Source organism: Acinetobacter sp. 161(2023) (assembly GCF_037027805.1).
Lineage (GTDB): Bacteria > Pseudomonadota > Gammaproteobacteria > Pseudomonadales > Moraxellaceae > Acinetobacter.
Map to the genome: position 1 here is coordinate 1 of NZ_JAZEYD010000030.1, position 7,380 is coordinate 7,380.

Annotated in this window: 6 protein-coding genes; all 6 read left to right on the forward strand. The window is 40.5% G+C overall.

The window, feature by feature from the left end; genetic code table 11:
• A partial coding sequence (locus WA249_RS18560; RefSeq protein ID WP_336170901.1) for a copper resistance protein B occupies positions 1-359 on the forward strand: 359 nt, incomplete at its 5' end.
• A gap of 111 nt (positions 360-470) precedes the next feature.
• Entirely contained in the window at positions 471-875 is a 405-nt protein-coding gene (locus WA249_RS18565) for a hypothetical protein (RefSeq protein WP_006581738.1), read from the forward strand.
• Positions 876-955: 80 nt separating this feature from the next.
• On the forward strand, positions 956-2,263 hold the full coding sequence (locus WA249_RS18570; RefSeq protein ID WP_006582022.1) for a TolC family protein: 1,308 nt from the start codon (positions 956-958) through the stop codon (positions 2,261-2,263).
• The gene (locus WA249_RS18575) at positions 2,263-3,762 is read left to right on the forward strand and encodes an efflux RND transporter periplasmic adaptor subunit (protein ID WP_006582023.1); all 1,500 of its coding nucleotides are present in this window, start codon (positions 2,263-2,265) and stop codon (positions 3,760-3,762) included. Before WA249_RS18570 ends, WA249_RS18575 begins: the two co-directional genes overlap by 1 nt.
• A 13-nt stretch (positions 3,763-3,775) precedes the next feature.
• Positions 3,776-6,922, forward strand: a complete 3,147-nt coding sequence (locus WA249_RS18580; RefSeq protein WP_006581678.1) for an efflux RND transporter permease subunit — start codon at positions 3,776-3,778, stop codon at positions 6,920-6,922.
• Positions 6,923-6,955: 33 nt separating this feature from the next.
• The gene (locus WA249_RS18585; RefSeq protein WP_004658366.1) at positions 6,956-7,321 is read left to right on the forward strand and encodes a copper-binding protein; all 366 of its coding nucleotides are present in this window, start codon (positions 6,956-6,958) and stop codon (positions 7,319-7,321) included.
• Positions 7,322-7,380 lie beyond the last annotated feature (59 nt).

The following is a 7,380-nucleotide window of genomic DNA, read 5'->3' on the forward strand; positions in this document are numbered from 1 at the left end:
TATTAGGTCTTGCTCCTTATTTCTTTGAGACCAAAGCTTACCTTTATGGTGGAAAAGACAACTTCTGGGGAGCTAGTTTTGATTTCGACCGTGATTTATTACTCACTCAAAAGTTGATTACTCAGCCATATATTGAAGCAGATGTTGTGTTTAATGATAATTCTGACTTTGCATCAAAGACGGGATTGTCAGAATTGAAGACAGGTATTAAAACTCGTTATGAGATTACCAAACGTATCAGACCATTTGTTGATATAGCCTATCAATATGAGAAAGGAAAAAAATCAACTCCTTTTCAAGAAGCAACAGATTCTGAAAAGGGATGGCTATATGGTGCAGGTATTGAATTAGTTTTTTAATTTGTCTCGATATTAAAATAGCAGCCTTAAGGCTGCTATTTTAATGAATAAAATTGCTAATTTTTTCTAAATCTGTAAAACTAAAAAAGCTTAAATTTTGGTCATGACATTATGCACTGGTTAAAAACATGCCTTTCGCTGTTTTTATCATTTGCTATCCTCATCGTAGGATCGGCAGCAGTAGCTTCATCTGTACATAGTCCATGTTTAATGTCATCTCAAGATATGCAATCCATGCAAATGATGAATTCTGAAGATCATGAAAAAGCAAGTGCTATGCACATGGATTGTATGAAAGCTGAAGTACAGATTAAGAAGCAATTACATGATCCATCATGTATGTCTAAGCAAGATTGTATTATGTCATTTTCTAAAATTGCATATACATCTACAGCACTAGGTGTTTTGCAATCTATGGTTTCTTCCCCTGTGGAACAGTCTGCTTTTTCTCCATTAAATCAAAATTTCACCTCATCTGATCCTTCCAATTTATGGAAACCCCCACGCTCTAATTAATTTGATGACTAATCATCATTCATAGAGTTTTCTATGGATGTTCTGCACGTGCGCGTGTACATCATTTTAGAGCTAAAAATATGAACTTTAATAAAGAAAAGCTGTCCCTAAAATGGGGTGGATGGTCAATAACCGCAGTTTGCTTTCTCTTGAGTTATGGTCATGCTTATGCCGAACCACTAACTTTGGATACAGCCTTAAAACTTGCGGAGCAATATGCACCTACCCTTAGAGCAAATAGTGCTCGAATTGAAGGGGCTGAGAATGTAGTTTCAGCTTCTGGCATTTTACCCAACCCTAAATTATTTTTCGGTTTGGAGAATTATCCTATAGCTGGTGATGCGTCATGGTCAGTCACACAAGATGGCATGACCATGCAGAAAATTGGTGTTATGCAAGATTTTCCAAACCGCGCCAAAAGACAAGCCGAGGTCGAGTTAGCAAAAGCTGAATTGGGTTCAGCTACTGCTCAAACTGAGATTCTACGTATTGAGTTACGTCAGAAAGTCGCATCTGCTTGGCTTAAACGCTTTTATCTTGAGCGTAAATTGGCGCTATATGATGAACTGTTTTCAGAAAATCGATTACTTTCTCAAATCACACAGACACAGGTCACATCCGGTCGGACAATTGTTGCTGATGCACTTGATCCAAAACAAGAAGCCACTGTATTACTTGACCGGAAGGATGATTTACTTCGTGATTTAAATAAAGCCAAACTAGAATTACATCGGTTGGTCAGTGTAGAGCAAACTGGAAATCCCTCTCAAATTGAAACCTTACCTGACCAAGCTCCATCCATCCATCTTGATACATCAAAGCTGTATCATAACTTGCATCAGCATCCTGAATTAAAAGCTTTTCAGGCTGAAAAGCTAACTGCTGAAGCAAAATTGAAACAAGCTCAGGCTTTACAAAAACCTGATTGGGGTATTGAGCTTGCATACCTGCATCGTGCCCCAGAGTTTGGCGATATGATCGGTGTACAACTGACAACTGAGCTTCCTGTATTTTCAAAAAAACGTAGTGGTCCCCTCATTCAGGCAGCCCTAGACGAGCAAAACAGGATTACTGCGGATCAAGAAGCCCAATACCGTGAACATCTCACGAAGTTAGATGACGGGCTATCCGATCTCGATGCGCTTGATCAGCAAATTAGACGTGCAATGCAAATAAGTATTCCACTCGCTAAACAAAAAGTGGGTTTACAGTTGGCAAGCTACCAAGCTGGTAAAAGCAATTTGTCTGATGTTATTACTGCCCGACAATCTCTTTTAGAACAACGTTTGCGTCTCATTGATCTCCAACAACAACAGGCTGTGACTAAAGCCCAACTTTATTTTGCCTTTGAAGAGCCGACCTTAAACCATGCTGAGGAGCAGCCATAATGTTAAGAAATAAATTGGCAGTGACTGTCATAGGAGTTGCCACAATTAGTTTGGTTGCAGGTGGTGGTGCTGGATATTGGATAGCACATCAGAAAGACAATCCTCAATCTACTTTAGCGGGTCAGCAACAGGATGCCAAAGTGTTGTATTGGTACGACCCAATGAAGCCTGAACAGCATTTTGATAAGCCAGGTAAGTCTCCATTTATGGACATGCAACTGGTACCTAAATATGCAGACGAAAATACTGCGATGACGGATGAAAGTCGTCCTACAGTCAAAATAGATCCATCTCTTCAACAAAATTTAGCCATCCGTTACGGCACTGTTGAACAGGCTGTAATTGGAAATGCCATGTTTACTAATGGCATATTACAAGCAAATGAACGGCAAACAGCTATTTTACAAACTAGAGCAAGTGGCTTTGTTCAGCGAGTGTATGGGCATGCTGTTGGAGATATGGTGACCGAAGGAAGCCCTATAGCTGATATTTCAATACCCGAATGGACTGGAGAGCAAACTGAATTTTTAGCTGTGCTCCGTACTGGAGATCGTTCCCTTATTCAAGCAAGCCGTCAACGTTTGCAGCTTTTAGGAATACCACAAAATGTGATTCATCAAGTTGAGCGAACTCGTCGAGTGCAATCTAATATAACTTTGCAAGCTCCCATTAGTGGATTTATTGATTCACTAGAAGTCCGCAATGGTATGGCTTTGGCTATGGGACAAACCTTGGCCACAATTAAAGGTATCAACCCGATTTGGCTAGAGGCAGCCGTTCCTGAAAAACAAATTGCTGGAATCAAACGAGGTATGAGTGTAGAAGCCAATTTTGCTGCTTTTTCTCAAAAAGTAACTGGCAAAGTTATCGACATTTTGCCTACCTTAGATACAACATCAAGAACTATTAAAGTTCGGATTGAATTACCAAATCCTAGTGGTCAACTTAAGCCAGGGATGTTTGCTTCTGTCAATATAATAAATAATCCCCAAAGCAGTTTGGTTATACCAGAGCAAGCTGTTATACGTACCGGTACTCGGAATGTTGTCATTGTAGGGCATGAGCAAGGACGTTTTGAACCTGTTGTTGTACAGTTAGGTCAAAGTGATGGCAATAAAATTGCAGTCCTGCAAGGGTTGAAAGCTGGTCAGAAAGTAGTGATTTCAGGACAATTTCTGATTGATTCTGAAGCAAATTTGCAAGGCGTATTGGATAAGCTCAACACTGGGCAACCAATTGCATCATCTCAAACGATTAAGAGGTCAACATATAAAGGTCTTGGTAAAGTTGAAAAAGTCACAAATCAAGATATTACCATTTCACACCAAGCTATTCCTGAGTTGGGCTGGGGTGCTATGACCATGAGCTTTAAACAGCCCGTACAACCATTTACCCGAATTCGGCAAGGTGACCAGGTCAACTTTAGTTTTACAAAAGTTGGAGATGCTTATGTCATTTCTGACATTTCAAAGATGTCTATGGCATCTTTGAAGAACTAACGGGAGAACTATTATGATCGCCCGTATTATTCGTTTTTCAATTTTGAATCGTGTATTTGTCTTATTGGCAGCTTTAATTCTGGCAGCTTGGGGTGTTTGGGCTGTAAAAAATACTCCGGTTGATGCTTTACCAGATTTATCTGATGTGCAAGTGATTGTCAGAACTAATTACCCAGGTCAGGCACCACAAATTGTTGAAAATCAGGTGACGTACCCTTTAACAACAACGATGTTATCAGTACCTGGTGTTAAAACTGTTCGTGGTTATTCTTTTTTTGGTGATTCATTTGTATATGTCATTTTTGATGAACATACCGATCTTTATTGGGCCCGTTCGCGTGTATTGGAATATCTAAATCAGATTCAGGGAAGAATTCCTGCAAATGCGAAATCTTCATTAGGGCCAGATGCCACAGGCGTTGGCTGGGTTTATGAATATGCGTTAGTTGATCCAACAGGACAACATGACCTTTCACAACTGAGAAGCATACAAGACTGGTTTTTAAAGTATGAACTAAAGACATTACCCAATGTGGCTGAAGTTGCCACGATTGGGGGAATGGTGAAGCAATATCAGGTTGTTTTAGATCCAAGTAAAATGGCCGCCTTAGGAATTACTCAAAACAATGTCATTGAAGCGATTCAAAAGGCTAATCAGGAAACTGGTGGTTCAGTCCTTGAAATGGCTGAAACTGAATATATGGTACGAGCTTCTGGTTATTTAAAGACATTAGATGATTTTCGCCAGATTCCACTACGAACAAATAGTTTGGGTGTTCCTGTTTCTTTAGGTGATGTTGCAACTATTCAACTCGGACCGGAAATGCGTCGTGGTATCACTGAGCTGAATGGACAAGGTGAAACTGTTGGCGGTGTTGTGATTTTACGGGCCGGTAAGAATGCACGTGAAACGATTACTGCTGTGAAAGCAAAACTGGCTGAATTGCAACAAAGTTTACCTAAAGGTGTGCAGGTGGTTCCCGTATATGATCGTAGTCAATTGATCGATCGGGCTATAGAGAATCTCAGCCATAAATTGATTGAAGAGTTCATTGTGGTGGCTTTAGTCTGCGGACTGTTTCTATGGCATTTACGTTCAGCAATGGTGGCTATTGTTTCTCTACCACTTGGGATTTTATCGGCTTTCCTGGTCATGTATTATCAGGGGTTAAATGCCAATATTATGTCTCTGGGTGGTATTGCCATTGCGATTGGGGCCATGGTCGATGCTGCGGTTGTGATGGTTGAAAATGCACACAAACATATAGAAGCTTGGCAGCATGAGCATCCTGATCAAATCTTAGCACCACAAGAACGTTGGGATATTATTGCTCGGTCAGCCAGTGAGGTTGGTCCTGCTTTATTTTTCTGCTTACTTATCATTACCTTATCTTTTATTCCTATTTTTACTCTACAGGCACAAGAAGGACGCTTGTTCTCGCCATTGGCGTTTACCAAAACCTATGCCATGGCAGCGGCAGCTGGTTTATCCATTACCCTGATTCCTGTTTTGATGGGTTATTGGATCCGCGGGAAATTACCCTCAGAACAGCGTAATCCATTGAACCGTTTCCTCATCAAAATATACCGACCTATGTTGGATCAGGTTTTAGCTCATCCAAAGACCACTTTATTTGGTGCGTTGCTAATTTTCCTTATTAGTCTTTTACCTTTAACTCGATTAGGTGGAGAATTTCTACCGAATATGGATGAAGGTGATTTACTGTATATGCCTTCAGCTTTACCAGGATTGTCCGCAGCTAAGGCCTCAGAACTGTTACAGCAAACAGATCGAATGATTAAAACGGTTCCAGAAGTTGCGACAGTATTTGGTAAAGCAGGGAGAGCTGAGTCAGCAACAGACCCTGCGCCTTTAGAAATGTTTGAAACCACGATTCAGTTCAAACCACGGTCTGAATGGCGCTCAGGTATGACACCTGACAAATTAGTAAAAGAACTGGATAAAGCAGTTCAAGTACCGGGTTTAACGAATATTTGGGTGCCACCTATTCGTAACCGGATTGATATGTTGGCAACTGGGGTGAAAAGTCCAATCGGGATTAAGATTTCAGCAAATGATCTGCAAGATATTGATCGGGTAGCACAGCAAATTGAACAAGTGGCTAAACAGGTGCCCGGAGTTAGCTCGGCTTTGGCTGAACGACTCACAGGTGGTCGATATGTTGATGTCGATATTAACCGTATGCAGGCTGCACGATATGGCCTCAATATCAACGATGTGCAGCAAATTGTATCATCTGCGATTGGCGGGGAAAATATTGGTGAAACTGTTGAGGGATTAGCAAGATATCCTATTAATGTACGTTATCCACGAGAGATTCGAGACTCATTGGAAGCTTTGAGAAATTTACCGATTGTAACTGAATCTGGACAACAAATTGTATTAAGTAGTGTTGCCAATATTCAAATTACAGATGGCCCTCCAATGCTGAAGAGCGAAAATTCCCGCCCTAGTGGTTGGGTTTATGTAGACGTACAAGGACGTGACTTAGCTTCGGTTGTGCAAGATTTGAAGCAGTCTATTGATCAAAAAGTAAAACGCTCCTCTGCCATGAGCATTAGCTATTCAGGGCAATTTGAGTTTATGGAACGTGCTAATGCGCGTTTAAAAGTCATCATTCCAATTACATTGATGATTATTTTTCTACTGCTCTATTTGATTTTTAGACAAGTACAAGATGCAGTTCTGATTATGGCAACGCTACCTTTTGCTTTGATTGGTGGTATATGGGCCATGTATTTGAGCGGTTTTCACTTTTCAGTTGCGATTGCAGTTGGTTTTATCGCACTTGCAGGTGTTGCTGCTGAGTTTGGTGTAGTCATGTTGTTCTATTTGAAGCAAGCAGTTGAACATGCACAGCAAAACCTATCTTCTTCAACGACATCCTTAACGAAGCAACAACTCAATGATGCAATCCGAACAGGAGCTGTACTACGCGTTCGTCCTAAAGCCATGACGGTTGCCGTCATTTTGGCAGGCTTAATTCCTATACTTTTAGGGACTGGGACAGGTTCTGAATTGATGAGCCGTATTGCTTTACCTATGGTTGGGGGCATGATTTCAGCTCCTCTACTGTCAATGTTTGTTATCCCGGCTGTATATCAGCTTTTAATCAAAAGAAAACTATCAACACATTGATCGTTTTATTATTTCGTCTAAAGAGGTTTTATTATGTTGAAATTCATGAAAATTATTGCTCTTGTTACCACTATTGCTGCATTAAGCGCATGTAGTAAAAATGAAGCATCAGAGCAGAAGAAAGCAGACGCACCTATGGAGCAGATGAATAAGGAGTCTTCTACCGCTACAACGGCTCAAGCCGTTGGCGTGATTACTGCTATTGATACGAAAGAAAATATTTTAACACTCGACCATGAAGCAATTCCTGCGATTAATTGGCCAGCAATGAAGATGGGCTTTAAAGTTGCTGACCCATCCTTATTAAATGGTTTAACTGTAGGAGATAAAGTTGACTTTGAATTAAAAGCAGAAGGAGAAAATTATATAATCATCGCTGTAAAGCCTAAGAATTCATAATGTACTAGTATATGGTGCCAATAGTGCTATATCCTTTAGACGCTATTGGCATTTTTATA